Annotated in this window: 19 protein-coding genes; 4 read left to right on the top strand and 15 right to left on the bottom strand. The window is 70.0% G+C overall.

Annotation, left to right across the window (positions count from 1 at the left end):
* Positions 1 to 76 precede the first annotated feature (76 nt).
* Both OG390_RS38325 and OG390_RS38320 read left to right on the top strand, forming a co-directional pair.
* A complete protein-coding gene (locus tag OG390_RS38325) occupies positions 77 to 748 on the top strand; it encodes a potassium channel family protein (protein ID WP_399084346.1) in 672 nt (223 codons plus the stop codon).
* A complete protein-coding gene (locus OG390_RS38320) occupies positions 748 to 1,425 on the top strand; it encodes a TrkA family potassium uptake protein (protein WP_099506151.1) in 678 nt (225 codons plus the stop codon). Before OG390_RS38325 ends, OG390_RS38320 begins: the two co-directional genes overlap by 1 nt.
* Before the next feature lie 170 nt (positions 1,426 to 1,595).
* On the opposite strand, the gene OG390_RS38315 is transcribed toward OG390_RS38320, so the two are convergent.
* The 9 genes from OG390_RS38315 to OG390_RS38275 form a co-directional block, all read right to left on the bottom strand.
* Positions 1,596 to 2,345, bottom strand: a complete 750-nt coding sequence (locus OG390_RS38315) for a DUF3159 domain-containing protein (RefSeq protein WP_406174345.1) — start codon at positions 2,343 to 2,345, stop codon at positions 1,596 to 1,598.
* A gap of 3 nt (positions 2,346 to 2,348) precedes the next feature.
* Entirely contained in the window at positions 2,349 to 2,747 is a 399-nt protein-coding gene (locus OG390_RS38310; RefSeq protein ID WP_078629174.1) for an OB-fold nucleic acid binding domain-containing protein, read from the bottom strand.
* A gap of 90 nt (positions 2,748 to 2,837) precedes the next feature.
* Positions 2,838 to 3,521, bottom strand: a complete 684-nt coding sequence (locus OG390_RS38305; protein ID WP_399084334.1) for a response regulator — start codon at positions 3,519 to 3,521, stop codon at positions 2,838 to 2,840.
* Positions 3,518 to 6,061, bottom strand: a complete 2,544-nt coding sequence (locus OG390_RS38300; protein WP_406174343.1) for an ATP-binding protein — start codon at positions 6,059 to 6,061, stop codon at positions 3,518 to 3,520. Before OG390_RS38300 ends, OG390_RS38305 begins: the two co-directional genes overlap by 4 nt.
* Before the next feature lie 146 nt (positions 6,062 to 6,207).
* Positions 6,208 to 6,900: an ABC transporter ATP-binding protein gene (locus OG390_RS38295; protein ID WP_406174341.1), complete on the bottom strand. Its 693-nt coding sequence runs from the start codon at positions 6,898 to 6,900 to the stop codon at positions 6,208 to 6,210.
* Between the two features lie 114 nt (positions 6,901 to 7,014).
* Positions 7,015 to 8,235 carry an alginate lyase family protein gene (locus tag OG390_RS38290; protein ID WP_406174339.1) on the bottom strand — a complete coding sequence of 407 codons (1,221 nt, stop codon included), beginning with the start codon at positions 8,233 to 8,235 and terminating at the stop codon, positions 7,015 to 7,017.
* Between the two features lie 261 nt (positions 8,236 to 8,496).
* Entirely contained in the window at positions 8,497 to 9,261 is a 765-nt protein-coding gene (locus OG390_RS38285) for a DUF3710 domain-containing protein (RefSeq protein ID WP_399084325.1), read from the bottom strand.
* Between the two features lies 1 nt (position 9,262).
* Positions 9,263 to 9,787 (bottom strand): dUTP diphosphatase, encoded by a 525-nt coding sequence (dut, locus tag OG390_RS38280; RefSeq protein WP_406174337.1) that lies wholly within the window; start codon positions 9,785 to 9,787, stop codon positions 9,263 to 9,265.
* Entirely contained in the window at positions 9,784 to 10,368 is a 585-nt protein-coding gene (locus OG390_RS38275; RefSeq protein ID WP_406174335.1) for a PaaI family thioesterase, read from the bottom strand. Before OG390_RS38275 ends, dut begins: the two co-directional genes overlap by 4 nt.
* A 58-nt stretch (positions 10,369 to 10,426) precedes the next feature.
* On the opposite strand from OG390_RS38275, the gene OG390_RS38270 reads away from it, so the two are divergent.
* Positions 10,427 to 10,888: a DUF3093 domain-containing protein gene (locus OG390_RS38270; protein ID WP_399084316.1), complete on the top strand. Its 462-nt coding sequence runs from the start codon at positions 10,427 to 10,429 to the stop codon at positions 10,886 to 10,888.
* Between the two features lie 306 nt (positions 10,889 to 11,194).
* Here OG390_RS38270 and OG390_RS38265 read toward each other — a convergent pair whose 3' ends face one another.
* The 4 genes from OG390_RS38265 to OG390_RS38250 all read right to left on the bottom strand — a co-directional run bounded on the left by OG390_RS38265 (position 11,195) and on the right by OG390_RS38250 (position 14,720).
* On the bottom strand, positions 11,195 to 12,106 hold the full coding sequence (locus tag OG390_RS38265; RefSeq protein ID WP_406174332.1) for a hypothetical protein: 912 nt from the start codon (positions 12,104 to 12,106) through the stop codon (positions 11,195 to 11,197).
* A 13-nt stretch (positions 12,107 to 12,119) separates the two neighbouring features.
* Positions 12,120 to 12,416 carry a DUF4193 domain-containing protein gene (locus OG390_RS38260; RefSeq protein ID WP_003997302.1) on the bottom strand — a complete coding sequence of 99 codons (297 nt, stop codon included), beginning with the start codon at positions 12,414 to 12,416 and terminating at the stop codon, positions 12,120 to 12,122.
* 393 nt (positions 12,417 to 12,809) lie between these two features.
* Positions 12,810 to 14,060 carry a sensor histidine kinase gene (locus tag OG390_RS38255; RefSeq protein WP_406174330.1) on the bottom strand — a complete coding sequence of 417 codons (1,251 nt, stop codon included), beginning with the start codon at positions 14,058 to 14,060 and terminating at the stop codon, positions 12,810 to 12,812.
* Between the two features lie 6 nt (positions 14,061 to 14,066).
* Positions 14,067 to 14,720: a response regulator transcription factor gene (locus tag OG390_RS38250; protein ID WP_369249701.1), complete on the bottom strand. Its 654-nt coding sequence runs from the start codon at positions 14,718 to 14,720 to the stop codon at positions 14,067 to 14,069.
* Positions 14,721 to 15,134: 414 nt separating this feature from the next.
* Here OG390_RS38250 and OG390_RS38245 point away from each other — a divergent pair, with 414 nt between their 5' ends.
* Positions 15,135 to 15,308, top strand: coding sequence for a hypothetical protein (locus OG390_RS38245; RefSeq protein WP_167459062.1), 174 nt, complete (start codon positions 15,135 to 15,137; stop codon positions 15,306 to 15,308).
* A gap of 96 nt (positions 15,309 to 15,404) precedes the next feature.
* Here the strand turns inward: OG390_RS38245 and OG390_RS38240 are convergent, their stop codons facing one another.
* A complete protein-coding gene (locus OG390_RS38240) occupies positions 15,405 to 16,220 on the bottom strand; it encodes an inositol monophosphatase family protein (RefSeq protein WP_406174327.1) in 816 nt (271 codons plus the stop codon).
* An 8-nt stretch (positions 16,221 to 16,228) separates the two neighbouring features.
* On the bottom strand, positions 16,229 to 17,356 hold the full coding sequence (locus tag OG390_RS38235) for a ferrochelatase (protein WP_406174325.1): 1,128 nt from the start codon (positions 17,354 to 17,356) through the stop codon (positions 16,229 to 16,231).
* Positions 17,357 to 17,578 lie beyond the last annotated feature (222 nt).

The following is a 17,578-nucleotide window of genomic DNA, read 5'->3' as shown; positions in this document are numbered from 1 at the left end:
GCGCGTGTGTAGCTTGGGCGGCGGTCTGAGACCCTGTTTAGCCTGAGCGTAACCATTCACATTCGGAAGGACGGTCGTGCACATCGTCATCATGGGCTGCGGAAGAGTGGGTTCCGCTCTTGCCCAGACCCTGGAGCAACAGGGGCACACGGTCGCCGTGATCGACCAGGACCCCACCGCCTTCCGACGACTGGGCTCCGGGTTCGGCGGCCGTCGTGTCACCGGCGTCGGCTTCGACCAGGACACCCTGCGCGAGGCGGGCATCGAGGAGGCAGGCGCGTTCGCCGCGGTCTCCAGCGGTGACAACTCGAACATCATCGCCGCCCGGGTGGCCCGCGAGATGTTCGGCATCGAGAACGTCGCGGCGCGCATCTACGACCCCCGCCGCGCCGAGGTCTACCAGCGCCTCGGCATCCCGACCGTCGCCACCGTCCGCTGGACGGCCGACCAGATGCTGCGCCGGCTGCTGCCCTCGGGCGCGGAGCCGCTGTGGCGCGACCCCACCGGCGGCGTTCAGCTCGCCGAGGTGCACACCTCCGCCGGCTGGGTCGGCCACAAGATCAGCCGGCTCCAGGACGAGACGGGCGTACGCGTGGCCTTCCTCACCCGGCTGGGCGAGGCGATCCTGCCCTCCTCCCAGACGGTGCTGCAGGAGGGCGACCTGGTGCACGTGATGATGCGCGCCGACGAGGTGGACAAGGTCGAGGCGGCATTCGCCAAGGGCCCTGAAGAGGAGGCCGGTCACTGATGAGGGTCGCCATTGCCGGTGCCGGCGCCGTGGGCCGCTCGATCGCGGGCGAGCTCCTGGAGAACGGCCACGAGGTCCTGCTGATCGACAAGGCGCCGACCGCCATCTCGGTCGAGCGCGTCCCGCAGGCGGAGTGGCTGCTCGCCGACGCCTGCGAGATCACCTCCCTGGACGAGGCGGCGCTGCAGCGCTGCAACGTGGTCATCGCGGCCACGGGTGACGACAAGGTCAACCTCGTCGTCTCCCTGCTCGCGAAGACCGAGTACGGGGTCCCGCGGGTCGTCGCCCGCGTCAACAACCCCAAGAACGAATGGCTGTTCAACGAGGCCTGGGGAGTCGACGTCGCCGTCTCGACCCCGCGCCTGATGTCGGCCCTGGTCGAGGAGGCCGTCAGCGTCGGCGACCTCGTCCGCCTGCTCCGCTTCAGCCACGGCGACGCCAACCTCGTCGAGCTGACCCTTCCGCCGGAGTCCGCCCTGGCCGGTACGACGGTGGGCGACGTCGAGTGGCCCGAGGACACCTCCCTGGTCACCATCATCCGGGGCACCCGCGTCCTCACCCCCTCCCGGGAGGACTCCCTGGAGGCGGGCGACGAACTCCTCTTCGTGGCCGCGCAGGCCCGCGAGGAGCAGCTGGAGGACCTGCTGTCGGTGCGCCGCGAGGACGCGACGAGCTGATCGGCTGTCGTACGAGAGGGGGCACCCGGAGATATCTCCGGGTGCCCCCTCTCGTACGACAGCCCGGCGCTCCAGAACAGGCCGTGCACGCCGATGCGGAGGACAGACCCGTTCAAGCTGATACAGGGGTCTGGGAGCAGGACCCCCCGCGACGCCGATACCGGCGCCGATTACGCCCCTCGACGGTGTCGGCCCGCAGTCGTCTCGTTCCCCTCGGCGGCAGCCGCCCGCTCCTTCTCCGCCTTCTCCTCGGCCTCCATCTCGGCGAACACGTCGATGGGGGCGGGCGCCTTGGCCAGGAAGACCCAGGTCAGCCAGACGGCGAGCAGGAACGGCGGAATCTTGAGGGCGATCAGGATCCAGCCGAACTTGGTGGTGTCGGCCCACCAGTAGAGCGGGAAGAGGACCGCGCACTTGGCGAGCAGGATCAGGCCCCAGGCCCAACTCGCCTTCGCGTACGCCTTCTTGCGGCCGGGGTTACGGGTGCGCCAGGAGAGGTTCTCCTTGAAGACCGGGCCCAGGATCAGGCCGATCAGCGGGACGCCCGCGAGGGTCGTGACGATGTAGGCGATGGCCAGGCCGAGCGTGTAGAGCATGCCCGGTAGGTAGAAGTCCTTCGCATTGCCCGTCATCATCGCGAAGACCACGCCGAAGGCGACGCCGAAGACGCCGCTGAAGGCGTGCTTGACGGTGTCCCGCATCACGAGGCGGATCACGACGAGCAGCAGGGACACTCCGAGGGCGGCGATCGCCGACCAGTGCAGGTCCTTGTTGATCGTGAAGATGGTGACGAAGAGGAGGCCGGGCACCACCGTCTCGACCATGCCGCGCACGCCACCGAACGCCTCGAAGAGCGCGGCCTCGGTCACCGCCCGCGAATCCTGCTGGGCGTCTTCGGTCGGCTTGTCGAGCGACGTCACCGGCTACTCCCGTCCAAGCGGTCTGAGTTCGTACTTCGGGTTGAACAGCACCCTACGGCCCCGGCTCATCGAAATGCGGCCCGATGCGATCAGCTTGCGCCCCGGCTCGATCCCGACGATGGAACGCCGGCCGAGCCAGACCACGTCCAGGGCGGCCGAGCCGTCGAACAGCTCGGCCTCCAGGGCCGGGACACCGGCCCGTGGCCGCAGAGTGACCGTGCGCAAGGTACCAGTAACCGTGACGATCTGTCGGTCGTGGCAGTCACCGATGCGCGTGCAGCCCGTGGTCTCGGTGTCCTCGCGCAGCTCCTCGGACTCCAGGTCCTCCTGGGACGAGGAGAGCCGGTCTATCATGCGCCGGAACCGGCCCGCCGGCTTTTCGGAACGAGGAACAGCACTCATACCGAAAGCGTACCGGGGTGCGCCGACGGCGACGTACCCGCGGCACCGCCCTCTCGATCACCGATCGCTTCTCTCCCGGGAAGGCCCGGGTCACCCCTCGAACCGGTATCCCATCCCGGGCTCCGTGATGAAGTGCCGCGGATGCGAGGGATCCACCTCCAGCTTGCGGCGCAGCTGCGCCATGTAGACCCGGAGATAGTTCGTCTCCGTGCCGTACGAGGGGCCCCACACCTCCTGGAGCAGCTGCTTCTGGCTGACCAGGCGGCCCGTGTTGCGCACGAGGACCTCCAGGAGGTGCCACTCCGTGGGAGTCAGGCGGACATCGCGCCCGGCGCGGTTGACCTTCTTGGCGGCCAGATCGACGGTGAAGTCCTCGGTCTCGACGATCATGTCGTCCTCACCGCCCCCGGTGGGCTCCGTGCGGCGGACGGCGGCGCGCAGCCGGGCGAGCAACTCGTCCATGCCGAAGGGCTTGGTGACGTAGTCGTCGGCGCCCGCGTCGAGCGCCTCGACCTTCTCGTCGGAGGAGTGCCGGGCGGACAGCACCAGGATCGGCACCCGGGTCCAGCCGCGCAGTCCCCTGATCACCTCGACGCCGTCCATGTCGGGCAGGCCGAGGTCGAGCACGACGACGTCGGGGTGCCGGGCGGCGGCGAGCTGGAGCGCGGTGGCTCCGTCGGGGGCCGCGTCGACCTCGTACTTGCGCGCCTTCAGGTTGATCACGAGTGCTCGGGTGATCTGCGGCTCGTCGTCGACCACGAGGACCCGGGTCATGAGACCTGCCTTTCCGCTGCTGCTGTTGCCGTGGCCAGGTCGGGCCGACCGGCCACCGCCCGGACCGTGAGCACCATGGTGAGTCCGCCGCCGGGAGTGTCCTCGGCGTTGAGGGTGCCGCCCATCGACTCGGCGAAGCCGCGGGCGACCGCGAGGCCGAGGCCCACTCCGGTGCCGCGCGGGGCGTCGCCGTAGCGCTGGAAGGGCGCGAAGATCCGGTCCTTGGCCTCGTCCGGGACGCCCGGGCCACGGTCGACCACCCGCACCTCCACGCGGTCGGCCATGGCGCTCGCGGCCACCAGGACCGGCTCGTCGGCGGGGCTGTACTTGACGGCGTTCTCCACGAGGTTGGCCACCGCGCGCTCCAGCAGCCCCGCGTCGACGGCGACCATCGGCAGGCTCTCCGGGATCTCCATCTCCACGCTGTCCTCGGGGATCCCGCCGAGCGCCATCGGGACCACCTCGTCGAGGTCGATCTCGCGGATCAGCGGGGCGACCGTGCCGGTCTGCAGCCGGGACATGTCCAGCAGGTTGCCCACCAAGTGGTCGAGGCGGTCGGCCCCGTCCTCGATGCCTTCGAGGAGTTCCGCCCGGTCCTCCTCGGACCAGGCCACGTCGTCGGACCGCAGCGAGGACACGGCGGCCTTGATCCCTGCCAGCGGGGTGCGCAGGTCGTGGCTGACTGCGGCGAGCAGGGCCGTCCGGATGCGGTTGCCCTCGGCCAGCTCGCGCGCCTGGTCGGCTTCCTGCTGAAGGCGCCGGCGGTCCAGGACGACCGCGGCCTGCGCGGCGAAGGCGGCGAGCACCCGGCGGTCCGAGGCCGGCAGCACGCGTCCGGACAGGGCCATCGCCATGTGGTCGCTCACCGGCATGTCCACGTCCGCGTCCTCGGGACGGACCGAGGGCCCCGGACCCACACTGCCCGCGCACGTCCACGGCTCGACGTCGCTCTGCCGCTCCAGCAGCGCGACCGACTCCATCCCGAAGGTCTCCCGCACCTGCTCCAGCAAGGCCTCCAGGCTGGTCTCGCCGCGCAGCACACTGCCCGCCAGGAAGGAGAGGATCTCCGACTCGGCACGCAGATGCGCCGCCTGGTGGGTGCGGCGGGCCGCCAGGTCCACCACCGACGCCACCGAGACCGCGACCCCGAAGAAGATCGCGATGGCGACGATGTTCCTGGGATCGGCGATCGTCAGCCGGTGCATCGGCGGCGTGTAGTAGTAATTCAGCAGCAGCGAGCCGAAGGCCGCCGAGGCCAGCGCCGGATAGAGACCGCCGAGCAGGGCCGCCGCCACCGTCAGCGCCAGGAACAGCAGCATGTCGTTGGCGAGACCGAGGTCGACGGTGTTCAGCAGCAGCGCGAGGATCACCGGGCCGCCCACGCCGACCAGCCAACCCCAGATGATCCGGGAGCGGCCGAGCCGCGCTCCGCGCGCCACCGGCAGACCGCGCCCCTTGGCGACCTCTCCATGGGTGACGATGTGGACGTCCAGGTCGGGGCCCGACTCCCGGGCGACCGTGGCGCCGACGCCCGGCCCGAAGACGTACTGCCAGGTCTTGCGGCGCGAGGAGCCGAGCACGATCTGGGTGGCGTTGACGCCCCGCGCGAAGTCCAGCAGGGAGGTCGGTATGTCGTCCCCGACGACATGGTGGAACGTTCCGCCCAGGTCCTCGACCAGGGTGCGCTGGACGGCCAGCTCCTTGGGCGAGGCCGAGGTGAGCCCGTCGCTGCGGGCGATGTAGACGGCCATCACCTCACCGCCCGCGCCCTTCTCCGCGAGCCGCGCGGCACGGCGGATCAGGGTGCGCCCTTCCGGACCGCCCGTGAGCCCCACCACGATCCGCTCCCGCGAGCCCCAGATCTTCGAGACCCGGTGCTCGCTGCGGTACTCGGTCAGGTATTCGTCGACCCGGTCGGCGACCCAGAGCAGCGCCAGCTCGCGCAGCGCGGTGAGGTTGCCGGGCCGGAAGTAGTTCGACAGGGCCGCGTCGACCTTGTCGGACTTGTAGATGTTCCCGTGCGCCATCCGCCGCCGCAGCGCCTGGGGCGACATGTCGACCAGCTCGATCTGGTCCGCCCGGCGCACCACCTCGTCCGGTACGGTCTCGCGCTGCCGTACCCCGGTTATCGACTCGACGACATCGCCCAGCGACTCCAGGTGCTGGATGTTGACCGTGGAGACGACGTCCACACCGGCCGCCAGCAGCTCCTCCACGTCCTGCCAGCGCTTGTCGTTGCGCGAACCGGGGACATTGGTGTGCGCGAGTTCGTCCACCAGGGCGACTGCCGGGGCGCGCCCCAGTACGGCGTCCACATCCATCTCGGTGAAGACGGACCCCCGGTACTCCAGCTCCTTGCGCGGCACCTGCTCGAGGCCGTGCAGCATCACCTCGGTGCGCGGCCGCTTGTAGTGCTCGACGAAGGCGACCACACAGTCGGTACCCCGCTCGACGCGCCGGTGCGCCTCGGAGAGCATCGCGTACGTCTTCCCGACGCCCGGTGCCGCACCGAGGTAGATCCGAAGCTTGCCGCGTCCCATGACCCCTATTGTCTTCCTGTCACCACTGTGTACGCAGCGTCGACCTTACGGCCAAGAATTCCGATAAAAGGGGTGCCAGGGGTGCTCCGGGGCGTCTTTGACGCAACCCTGATGCGCGGGGCCGTGGCCGACGCCGCCGTACCGCGTCAGTGCTCGACGATCTCCCCGTCGCTCAGCTCGAGGACCCGGTCGGCCAAACCCAACAGAGTCGCGTCGTGGGTGGCGACCAGTGCGGTGACGTGTTCGCTGCGGACGACGGCACGCAGCAGCTCCATCACTGCGATGCCGGTCTCGGCGTCGAGCTGTCCGGTGGGCTCGTCGGCGATGAGGAGCGAGGGGTTGTTGGCGAGGGCACGGGCGATGGCCACACGCTGCTGCTGGCCGCCGGACAGCTCGCCGGGGCGCTGGGCCGCGTGGTCGGCGAGACCGACGAGGGAGAGCAGGAGTTCGACGCGTTCCTCGCGCTCACGCGGATCGGCCCGGCGCAGCCGCAGCGGAACGCCGACGTTCTCGGCGGCGGTCAGGATGGGGATCAGCCCGAAGGACTGGAAGACGAAGCCGATGCGGTCGCGGCGCAGTCCCAGGAGCCCGTTCTCGTCGAGCGTCGAGAGGTCGAGGCCGTCGACGGTGATGCGCCCCCCGTCCAGCGCGTCGAGCCCGCCGACGAGGTTGAGGAGCGTCGTCTTGCCGGATCCGGAACGCCCCTTGAGGGCGACGAGTTCGCCGCGCGGTACGTCGAAGGAGACACCTCGCAGCGCGTGTACGGCGGCGGCACCGGTGCCGTACGAGCGATGGACGTTCTCGACGCTCACCATGGTGTCCGTGACGACCTGACTCATGACCCTCCCCCGTCGGCCGGGCGCCAGTATGTCCAGCGGGCGCCCGGCCGGGCAATGGGTCGGCTCGACTCGGGTTGTCCCCGTGGGGCTCGGCCCGGGTTGCCCGCGCGCACCTCAGCCGGGGTTGTCCCCGTGCGTCAGCGTCTCCCATGCCACGAAGAGGTTGTTGCTGCCGGCCGGGCGGTTCTGCTCGGTCAGCCTCTGGGTGTTGGTCATCGCAATGCCCAGACGGTTGTGCAGGGCGTTGTAGCCGACCTCGGTGATCGGACCGAGCCCGAGTGTGAGGGACCCGCCGCACAGCCAGCTCGGCACCGTCTCGCCCAGCTGGTACTTGGACTGGAAGCCGAGTGCCTGCCGCAGACGCTCACCGACGTCCGTGCCGTACAGGTCCTGCCCCTGGATCCGGCTGGTCTCGGCGACGTGCGAGATGGCGGAAATGCCGTACCCGGTGTGCGTGAAGTCGCGGCAGGTCTCCTGGGTGAGACCGGTGACGAAGGTGGACTGCCCCTGCCAGTAGTTGACGATCTTCGCCGTGGTGTCGAGGTTCTGGCTCGGCACGGTCTTCGGCACGGAGCCGTCGGAGGACAGGTAGATGTACGCGGCCGTCCGCGTGCGGAACTTCGACATGGCCTTGTCGTACGAGGTCTTGTCCTCCAGGAAGACGGAGATGCCGATGGCGGCCTCCATCATCGACAGCTCCCAATTGCCGTTGGAGTTGGAGCCGTTGATGATCTCGGGGAGGTAGACGTTGCGCAGCATGGTCGCGAAGCGGCCGGAGTTGGCCCACGTGCCGGTGTACGTGTACTTGATGATCTCGGCGGCCTTGGGCCAAGAGGAGCCCGCCCAGCCGGTCTGCAGCGGCGCGTTGCTGTTGGTGTGATCCTTGATCACCGCCGACCAGGCATCCATCAGCTCGATCGACTTCTTCGCGTACCGCTCGTCGCGGGTGACGTACCAGGCGAGCGCGTCGGTGTACGCCGCTATCGCGTCCTCGCGCTCGTCGGTGCAGCCGTAGTTGGGCTTGGAGTACGAGCCGCACTCGACGGTCGCGCGAGGCGTGGCGGTGCGGCTCAGCGAGGCGTACTTGCTCGCCATCATCTGGTCGTAGGCGCCCTTCCAGGGCTGGGCGCCGGCGTTGACCTTGCTGCGGGCGAAGTCCAACTGGCTCCTGGAGAGGGTGACTCCGGGGTGCACGAACGTGGTGGGGGCGGCCTCGGCCTGGTGCGCGCCCGGCCAGGAGAGGAATCCGGCGAGCAGGGCGGCGGTCGTGGCGGCGACGGTGACGAGGAGGGCCGGGCGTCGTCTGCGCCGGTGGACTGCGGGGGTGTCGGGCATGTGGGGGGCCATCCGTTCTCGTATGTGAACGACGCACTGGAGACTGAACACACGCGTTGGCCGGTGACCATAGGTACAGACCAGACTTCCGTCAAGGTCTGAAGAAAGACCCGCAGCTCAAATGCCGTTCACTGATGAGAACTTGGCCGGCGCCGGGCATTCGAAAGGGCCGCACTCCCCGGTAAAGGGAGTACGGCCCCACTCATGTGTGGACCCACCAGCCCTGCAGCTCGTGTGAACCCAACGCGTTTGTCTCGCGCGTCAGCGGACCTCGGTGATCTCCGGTCCGCGCTGCAGCTGCCCCATGCCGCCGGAGAAGCGGGAACCGCTCTGCTCCTCCTGCTGGACACCCTCGGCCACCATCTGCGCGTCGTCCGGCAGCTTCAGGACGATCGGGTCACGGGGGGCCATCGGACCCTCACCACGAACGACCACCGCGTCCCGGAAGATCTGCTCAAGCAGACCCGCGGCCTGCGGCTGTACCGCGCCCTGGCCGGAGATCACTCCGCGCAGGAACCAGCGGGGGCCGTCCACGCCGACGAACCGCACGACCTGGAAGCCACCCGTGCCGTCCGGCAGCTGCACCGGCACCTGCGCCCGCAGTTCCCAGCCCAGCGGGCCCTCGACCTCATCGATGACACCGCCCTGCTGGGTGATGCCGGAGGCGATCTCCTCGCGCACCTCGCCCCAGATGCCCTCGCGCTTGGGAGCGGCGAAGGCCTGCAGCTGGATGGCGCTGTCCTTCAGGACGACGGTGGCCGCGACGATCGCGTCACCCGCGACCTCGACCCGCAGCTCCATGCCGTCGACTCCGGGTACGAAGAGACCACCCAGGTCCACCCGGCCCTCGGCCGGATCGCGGACCTCGGAGCTGTCCCAGGGCCCATCGGGCCGAGGCTCGGGCTCGAGCCGCACGCGCTCGCGCTCGGCTTCTTCGTCCGCCTCAGTGTCGAACTCGTCGACGACCTGCTCGGCCTCGCCCGCCGCGTCCTCGGCGGCACTGCCCTTCTTGCGACGTCCGAACACGTCACTGTCCTTCCCGGTCGGATACGACCGAAGCGTATCGATTCCCACCCGTTGTGCTGCCCACGGCAGAATGACCTCCAGTGGACCCGAAGCCCCCTGCGGCCCGCGCCGAGTCGGGAAGCTCCGCGACCTCCTGGAAGCGGACCTTCTCGACCTGCTGTACGACCAGTTGGGCAATCCGGTCGAAGCGCTCGAACCGCACGGACTCGTGCGGGTCGAGATTCACCACGATCACCTTGATCTCCCCACGGTACCCGGCATCCACCGTCCCCGGGGCATTCACCAGGGCGACACCGCAGCGGGCGGCGAGCCCGGAACGCGGGTGCACGAAGGCCGCGTACCCCTCGGGCAGCGCGATGGACACTCCCGTGGGCAGAACCGCCCGCTCACCGGGCTTCAGTTCGCGGCTCTCGGTGGTGCGCAGATCGGCTCCCGCGTCACCGGGATGCGCGTACTCGGGAAGCGGGACTTCCGGGTCGACGCGCCGGATCAGTACGGCGATTTCCTCACGGGGCTGACTCGTCACGGGTTCACCTCGAAGGCACGGGCGCGCCGGCTCTGGTCCGGGTCGCTCATGGCGGCCCGGATCTCCTCCGGGCGGCCGTTGTCGATGAAGTGGTCGACCTTCACCTCGACGAAGAGGGCGTCGGCGCGGACGGCGACGGGTCCATCGGGACCACCGAGCCGCCCGGTGGCGGTGGAGTAGATCTTCCGCCCGGCCACGGCGGTGACCTCGGCCTCCAGGTGGAGCACGGTGCCGACGGGCACCGGGCGCCGGAAGTCGGTCTCCAGCCGTCCCGTCACGGCGATCGTGCGCAGCAGCCAGTTCAGCGAACCGAGCGTCTCGTCCAGCGCGGTGGCGAGGACGCCGCCGTGCGCGAGACCCGGGGCGCCCTGGTGGGCGGGCCGCACGGTGAACTCCGCCGTGATCCGGACACCGTCCCCGGCGCGGGCCTCCAGGTGCAGTCCATGAGGCTGCTCCCCGCCACATCCGAAACAGAGTTCGTAGTGGGCCCCGAGGAGCTCGCCGGGGGCGGGCGCGTCGGGGTGCCGCACCGGCGCGACGGCGTCTGCGGGGGGTGTCAGAGCTGCGGAAGTACCACTCACAGCCGCAGACCTTACCCGCGCGTCCACGAACTGTTGGCACCGTGCCAAGCTTGACTTCATGCAGCTCTCCGCCTCGCCGTACGAAGAACGCCTCACCGCGCCCCGCACCTGGTGGGCGATCTGTTTCCTGGTCGGTGTCGCGATGGCCCTGATCTTCCTCCCGTTCGGCACGCTGCCACTGCTGGGCGCCCTCGTCGGCGGCACCGCGGTGTCGGCGGTCGTGGCCAGCTCGTACGGCTCGATCCGCATCCGCGTCGTGGGCGACTCCCTGATCGCGGGCGACGCCAAGATCCCGGTCGCGGCCCTCGGCGACGCCGAGATCATGGACCAGGAGGAGGCGCGCGCCTGGCGCACGTACAAGGCCGACCCTCGCGCCTTCATGCTCCTGCGCGCCTACATCCCCACCGCCCTGCGCGTCCAGGTCACCGACCCGGAGGACCCGACGCCGTACCTGTACCTGTCGACGAGGGAGCCGCAGCGCCTGGCGGCGGCGCTGGAGGCGGCGCGAGCGGCGGCGTAGCCCCGTAGCCCGCCTTCGCGGGAATGGCGGGGCGCCTGCGGAGGCAGGCTACGGGACGGGAACTCGCAGGTGCCGACAGGCGCACACGCGACGGGAACTCGCAGGTGCCGGAGGAGGCGCGTCCCGCGGAAACGCGCGGGCGTCTGCGGACGCCCCGCCTCCGCGAGAGCGCACTGGGGCAGGGGGCTCCAGGTCGTTTTCCGCCCCATCGGCGATCCGCCCGATCGGCACTGCCCGCGATGCCGAGGCCGGGCGCAACCACCGAGAGGATCCGCCCGCGGGCGAGCGGCGCACACCGCGGGCCGGCTAGCGCCCCAGCTCCTTGGGGATCTCCCCGATCCGCAGGGGATCCGCGGGCTTCTCCAGCGGAGGCAGTTCCGAAAGCGCGTCCCACGGCACCTGGGCCTTGCGCAGGTCCTTGCGGATGCGCCTCGCGACGCGTTTGGTGTCGCGGCGGTTCATGACCGCCCCGACCGCGGCGCCGACCATGAACGGCATCAGGTTGGGCAGATCCCGAACCATGCGTTTCATGATCTGCTGACGCAGCTCGCGCTTCATCTGGCCGCCCAACGCGGCGTTGATCGTCGACGGATGCGCCACGTCGATCCCGCGCTCCCCGGACCAGGAGTTCAGATACGCGGTACTGCGCTGTGTGAGAGTGCCCGGCGGCCGCAGGCCGTAGACCTCATGGAGCTCGGCGATCAGTTTCAGCTCGATCGCGGCCACGCCGGTGATCTCGGCGGCCAGCTCAGTGGGCATGGCGGGCGGCACCGGCAGCATCGCGGCCGCGCCGATCCCGGCGCCGACCGTGGATGTCGCGGCGGCCGCGCCCGCGACGAGCTTGTCCGCGAGCTGCTCGGGACCGAGGTCCGGGAACTGCCTGCGAAGGGTCGCGAGGTCCCGTACGGGGATACGCGGGGCGATGTCGATGATCCGGTCGGCGAGGTACCCCAGGCCCGCCCTGGCCCGGCTGCCGCCCTTCTGGAGGCCTTTCCTGACCCCGTCCCGGAGGACTGCCACGCGGCGCCTGGCGACGGGCGCGGGAGTACCCGCGGAAGCCGACAGGCCGCCTGTGACGGGCGCCCGCTCGAGCGAGGCTGATCCCGGTTCGGAAGAGCCCCGCTCGTCGTCACGCACGCCTTCAGAGCCGTCGGACGGCCCTTCGTCCGCCTCCCGCACGGGGAAGCGGCGCTTCCAAGGAGGGGTCGAGCCAGTCACGGCCGACCCTGCCTCAGTCGCAGTCGCGGCAGATCGGCTGACCGTTCTTCTCGCGGGCCAGCTGGCTGCGGTGGTGCACCAGGAAGCAGCTCATGCAAGTGAACTCATCCTGCTGCTTGGGCAGGACCCGGACGGCCAGCTCCTCGTTCGAGAGGTCGGCTCCGGGCAGCTCCAGGCCTTCTGCGGCCTCGAACTCATCTACGTCGACGGACGAGGTCGACTTGTCGTTCCGGCGAGCCTTCAGTTCTTCAAGGCTGTCCGAGTCGACGTCGTCGTCGGTCTTGCGTGGGGTGTCGTAATCCGTTGCCATGTCGCTCTCCCCCTCTGGGTGTCTGCGGTGTCTCCAGCGCACGTAACGCGTGAGAGGCCGGACTTGTGCCCGACCCGAGGCGGAGATTTTGCCTCACATCAAGGTCTGTTACTCAATCGACACCCAACCGGACTCCTCAAGAGTGATCGGCTTGGATGGCGATGCGGACCGTACACGGTCCGAAGGCCGCACTTCAAAGGCGTCCCACCGTGTACTTCCCGTGATCAAGACCCCCGAAAACCCGGATTTTCCCGGCTTTCCGGCAGCTTGCATGATCACGGAGAGTAGATGGCCGGAAAATCGCCCTTGTGATCGATCGCACACGGTCCTCCCTGGTGACTGTCCAGAAAATTCCGCGCAAAGCGAACATCGTCCCGTGTCCGCGACATGGTCTCAGATGGGAAGGGTGACGCGCATCACGAGCCCACCTCCCTCGCGGGGCTCCGCGACGATATGGCCCCCGTGGGCGCGGGCCACCGACCGGACGATCGAAAGGCCGAGGCCCACGCCCTTGTCGCTGCCCGTGCGCTCCGTGCGCAGCCGCCGGAAGGGCTCGAAGAGATTGTCGATCTCGTACGCGGGCACCACGGGACCCGTGTTCGACACCACCAGGAGCGCATGGCCGTGCTGGACCTGTGTGGTGACCTCGACCCAGCCGCCCTCCGGCACGTTGTACCGGACGGCGTTCTGGACGAGGTTCAGGGCGACCCGCTCCAGCAGGACGCCGTTGCCCTGGACGACCGCCGCGGCACGTTCCCCGCGGATCTCCACACCCTTGGCCTCGGCCTCGGCGTGCACCTGGTCGACGGCCTGCGAGGCGACCTCCGCGAGGTCCACGGGCTTGCGCTCGACGATCTGGTTGTCGCTGCGGGCGAGCAGCAACAGGCCTTCGACGAGCTGCTCACTGCGCTCATTGGTGGCGAGCAGCGTCTTGCCGAGTTGCTGCAGCTCCGTCGGCGCGCCCGGGTCGGACAGATGCACTTCCAGGAGCGTGCGGTTGATCGCGAGCGGGGTGCGCAGTTCGTGCGAGGCGTTCCCGACGAACCGCTGCTGGGCGGTGAAGGCCCGCTGCAGCCGCTCCAGCATGTCGTCGAAGGTGTCCGCCAGCTCCTTCAGCTCGTCGTCCGGACCGTCCAGTTCGATCCGCCGGGACAGGTCCGAGCCCGCCACCGCGCGTGCGGTGCGGGTGATCCGGCCGAGCGGCGAGAGCACCCGGCCGGCCATGGCGTAGCCGAAGGCGAAGGCGATGATGGCGAGGCCGAGCAGGGCGAGCAGCGAGCGGCTCAGCAGGTTGTCCAGGGCGGCCTGGCGCTGCTGGTCGATGCAGTGGCTGATCGCGTTGTTGAACTCGTCGAGCGGCACGTTGTTGCCCCCGTCGACCGCGGGGCAGGTGGTGCTGGTGACCTTGATCGCGGTACCGCCGACGATCTTGAACAGCGGCTCGTTGCCCGTGTTCAGCGCCTGCGCAGCGAGCAAGTAGATGATCGACAGCAGCATGATGCCGGCGATCAGGAACATGCCACCATAGAGCAGCGTGAGCCGTATGCGGATGGTCGGGCGCAGCCAGGGGAACGGGGGCTCCGGCCTTCTGGGGTCCCAGGTGGGCTTGGGGGGCGCCGCGGGGGGCGCGGGGGTCGCGGCCACGGTGGATCAGATCCGGTAGCCGGAGCCGGGCACGGTGACGATGACCGGGGGCTCGCCGAGCTTGCGGCGCAGGGTCATGACCGTCACCCGTACCACGTTGGTGAACGGGTCCGTGTTCTCGTCCCAGGCCTTCTCCAGGAGCTGCTCGGCGGAGACGACCGTGCCCTCGCTGCGCAGCAGCACCTCCAGGACGGCGAACTCCTTCGGCGCGAGCTGGACCTCCTTGCCGTCGCGGAACACCTCGCGGCGGTTGGGGTCGAGCTTGATCCCGGCGCGCTCCAGGACCGGCGGCAGCGGCACGCTCGTACGGCGTCCGAGGGCACGCACGCGTGCCGTCAGCTCACTGAAGGCGAACGGCTTGGGGAGGTAGTCGTCGGCGCCGATCTCCAGGCCCTCTACGCGGTCGCTGACGTCGCCGGAAGCGGTGAGCATCAATACGCGCGTGGGCATGCCCAGCTCGACGATCTTGCGGCAGACGTCGTCGCCGTGCACGAGCGGGAGGTCGCGGTCGAGGACGACCACGTCATAGTCGTTGACGCCGATGCGCTCCAGGGCGGCCGCACCGTCGTACACGACGTCGACGGCCATGGCCTCCCGGCGCAGTCCGGTGGCCACCGCATCGGCGAGCAGTTGCTCGTCCTCGACGACGAGTACGCGCACGTCGCTTGTCCTTCCTCTGTCCACCCGCGCAGCGCGCTTCAAGGCACCACGCAGGCAGGTCTGTCACGGATGAGACCTCCATCCTGCCCTTTTCGGCCGTAAACCGGCTGTAAGGCGGTGGGAGGCACTCGAGAAGACGATTCGGGGGCCCGGGAATGCGAGATTTTCTCGTCGGGTTGAGGTTTCCACGAAAGGGAGCGGGGGGAGGACGGCTTTACACCCCGCGATCACGCTCTGCATGTGGCAAGCCACCTTGTGGTAGGTCCAACCGCTTCCGCAGAGCGGGCGTGGGTGTCCGGCACCGTCGCCGCCCAGCCTGGGCAGCGCTGGGCACCCATCTGGAGACGTGATCGCCCCTTCCGAACGGCACACCCCCGTGCCACCGACCCACGACCCAGGACGAGGGGGCGCAGCATGGACGCATTCACCGCAGGACTTCTGCAGCGCATAAGGGCGACCGAGTCCGACCTGACGCGGGCTCGCGAAACAGGCGACGACTTCCTCGCGGAGGTCGAGCAGGCCGAGCTCGACGACCTGCACCGCCTCGCCGCCGAGCACGGTGTGGAGGTCGGCGCGACACGCGTCTGATCAGTTCGTACGAGAGCGGGGCCCCGGTATCGATCCAGTACCGGGGCCCCGCTCCGTTTGCCGCCTGTTGTCCGCGCCGTCGAACCGCAGGCGCCGTCAGTCGTGCCAGGCGCCGAACTCCTCCAGGAGCCGCTGGAGGGGCTCGAAGACGCCCGGTGACGCGGCGACCGCCAGATCGCGTGCGGGGCGCTCTCCGGGGCGTCCACCGGTCAGGGCGCCCGCCTCACGGGCGATCAGGTCGCCCGCCGCGAGGTCCCAGGGGTTGAGCCCGCGCTCGTAGTAGCCGTCGAGGCGGCCCGCCGCGACGTCGCACAGGTCGACCGCCGCCGAACCGCTGCGCCGGATGTCGCGCAGGAGTGGGACAAGGCGCTGGGCCACGTCGGCCTGGTGGGCCTTGACCTCAGCCACATAGTTGAAGCCGGTCGACACCAGCGCCTGGTCCAGCGGCGGCGCCGGCCTGCAGGTCAGCCGGCGCTCCCCCTCCCAGGCCCCGACGGCCCAGGCTCCACCACCGCGCACCGCGTGGTACGTCTCTGCGCGCATCGGTGCCGCGACGACTCCGACGATCCCCTCGCCGTCCCGCTCGGCGGCGATGGACACGGCCCAGGTCGGCAGTCCGTAGAGGTAGTTGACCGTGCCGTCGAGCGGATCGATGACCCAGCGGATGCCGCTGGTGCCTTCCGTGGCGGCGCCCTCCTCACCGAGGAAGCCGTCGTCCGGACGGCGTTCGGAGATCAGGTCGGTGATCAGCTTCTCCGCGGCGATGTCCATCTCGGTGACGACGTCGACAGGGCTGGACTTGGTCGCGGCGACCGCGAGGTCCGCAGGGCGGCCGTCCCGCAGCAGCTCGCCCGCGCGCCGGGCGGCCTCCTGGGCGAGCTGGAGCAGTTCGGTGTGCAGGGGCTCGGTCACGGGGCTCCTCACGCGTACGGGCTGTCGGCGCCCGCGGCGGCGGGCTTGGGGGCACGGGCCGGGCAGCAGCCCACCGGGCACAGATCGTGGCTCGCGCCGAGCGCGCCGAGGGCACAGGGGGTCACCCGCTGCCCGCTCTCCTTCGCGGCGCGCTCCAGGACGAGTTCACGGATCGCCGCGGCGAACCGCGGGTCGGCGCCCACGGTGGCCGAGCGGCGCACCGGCAGGCCCAGCTCCTCGGCCTTGGCCTTCGCCTCCGTGTCGAGGTCGTACAGGACCTCCATGTGGTCCGAGACGAATCCGATGGGCGCCATCACGACGGCCGGGACGCCGGCGCCGTGCAGCTCCTCCAAGTGGTCGCAGATGTCGAGCTCCAGCCACGGGATGTGCGGGGCGCCGGAGCGCGACTGGTACACGAGCTGCCAGGGGTTCTCGATCCCGGTCTCCTCGCGCACGGCGTCGACGATCAGCCGGGCGACGTCCAGGTGCTGCTTGACATAGGCACCGCCGTCGCCGTGGTCCTCGACCGGTCCGGAGGTGTCGGCGGCCGCGTCCGGGATGGAGTGCGTCGTGAAGGCGAGGTGTGCGCCCTGGCGTACGTCCTCGGGCAGTTCGGCGAGGGACTTCAGGACGCCGTCGACCATGGGGCGCACGAAGCCGGGGTGGTTGAAGTAGTGGCGCAGCTTGTCGACCTTCGGCAGCTCCAGGCCCTCGGCCTCGATCGCGGCCAGGGACTCGGCGAGGTTCTCGCGGTACTGGCGGCAGCCCGAGTAGGAGGCGTAGGCGCTGGTGGCGAGAACGAGGATGCGACGGCGGCCGTCGGCGACCATGTCGCGCAGGGTGTCGGTCAGGTACGGCGCCCAGTTGCGGTTGCCCCAGTAGACGGGCAGGTCCAGGCCGTGGTCGGCGAAGTCCTTGCGAAGGGCGTCGAGCAGGGCGCGGTTCTGGTCGTTGATGGGGCTGACCCCGCCGAACAGGAAGTAGTGCTGCCCCACTTCCTTGAGCCGTTCCTTGGGGATGCCTCTCCCCCGCGTCACGTTCTCCAGGAACGGAACGACGTCGTCCGGGCCTTCGGGGCCGCCGAACGAGAGCAGGAGCAGGGCGTCGTAGGGGGTGGGATCGAGCGCATCTGGCATGCCTCCGATCCTGCCACCCGGCACTGACAGGCGGGAAACGGCGGGGTGACGGGAAGAGCGGGTCCCCCGGCGGGATGGCCCGCAGGAGAGTGCGGTGTGGGCGGCGCCCGGGTGCGCGGCGAGTGCCTGCGGCGGGTGGGCGGAAGACGCGCGGCAAGGCGGGCGGGGGGCGGCGCGCAAGCACACGGCGAGGCGGGCCGGCGAGCAGGCGTCCGGCTGCAC

The organism is Streptomyces sp. NBC_00996 (genome assembly GCF_045162675.1).
Classification (GTDB): domain Bacteria; phylum Actinomycetota; class Actinomycetes; order Streptomycetales; family Streptomycetaceae; genus Streptomyces.
This window is presented reverse-complemented; position numbering and strand designations above follow the sequence as displayed.

What these genes read in the sequence shown, in the direction of transcription:
- OG390_RS38320 (WP_099506151.1), top strand. Translation starts at nt 748, where the DNA reads ATGAGGGTCGCCATTGCCGGTGCCGGCGCCGTGGGCCGCTCGATCGCG.
- OG390_RS38310 (WP_078629174.1), bottom strand. Translation starts at nt 2,747, where the DNA reads ATGAGTGCTGTTCCTCGTTCCGAAAAGCCGGCGGGCCGGTTCCGGCGC.
- OG390_RS38300 (WP_406174343.1), bottom strand. Translation starts at nt 6,061, where the DNA reads ATGGGACGCGGCAAGCTTCGGATCTACCTCGGTGCGGCACCGGGCGTC.
- OG390_RS38270 (WP_399084316.1), top strand. Translation starts at nt 10,427, where the DNA reads ATGCAGCTCTCCGCCTCGCCGTACGAAGAACGCCTCACCGCGCCCCGC.
- OG390_RS38245 (WP_167459062.1), top strand. Translation starts at nt 15,135, where the DNA reads ATGGACGCATTCACCGCAGGACTTCTGCAGCGCATAAGGGCGACCGAG.
- OG390_RS38235 (WP_406174325.1), bottom strand. Translation starts at nt 17,356, where the DNA reads ATGCCAGATGCGCTCGATCCCACCCCCTACGACGCCCTGCTCCTGCTC.
- OG390_RS38295 (WP_406174341.1), bottom strand. Translation starts at nt 6,900, where the DNA reads ATGAGTCAGGTCGTCACGGACACCATGGTGAGCGTCGAGAACGTCCAT.
- OG390_RS38290 (WP_406174339.1), bottom strand. Translation starts at nt 8,235, where the DNA reads ATGCCCGACACCCCCGCAGTCCACCGGCGCAGACGACGCCCGGCCCTC.
- OG390_RS38260 (WP_003997302.1), bottom strand. Translation starts at nt 12,416, where the DNA reads ATGGCAACGGATTACGACACCCCACGCAAGACCGACGACGACGTCGAC.
- OG390_RS38305 (WP_399084334.1), bottom strand. Translation starts at nt 3,521, where the DNA reads ATGACCCGGGTCCTCGTGGTCGACGACGAGCCGCAGATCACCCGAGCA.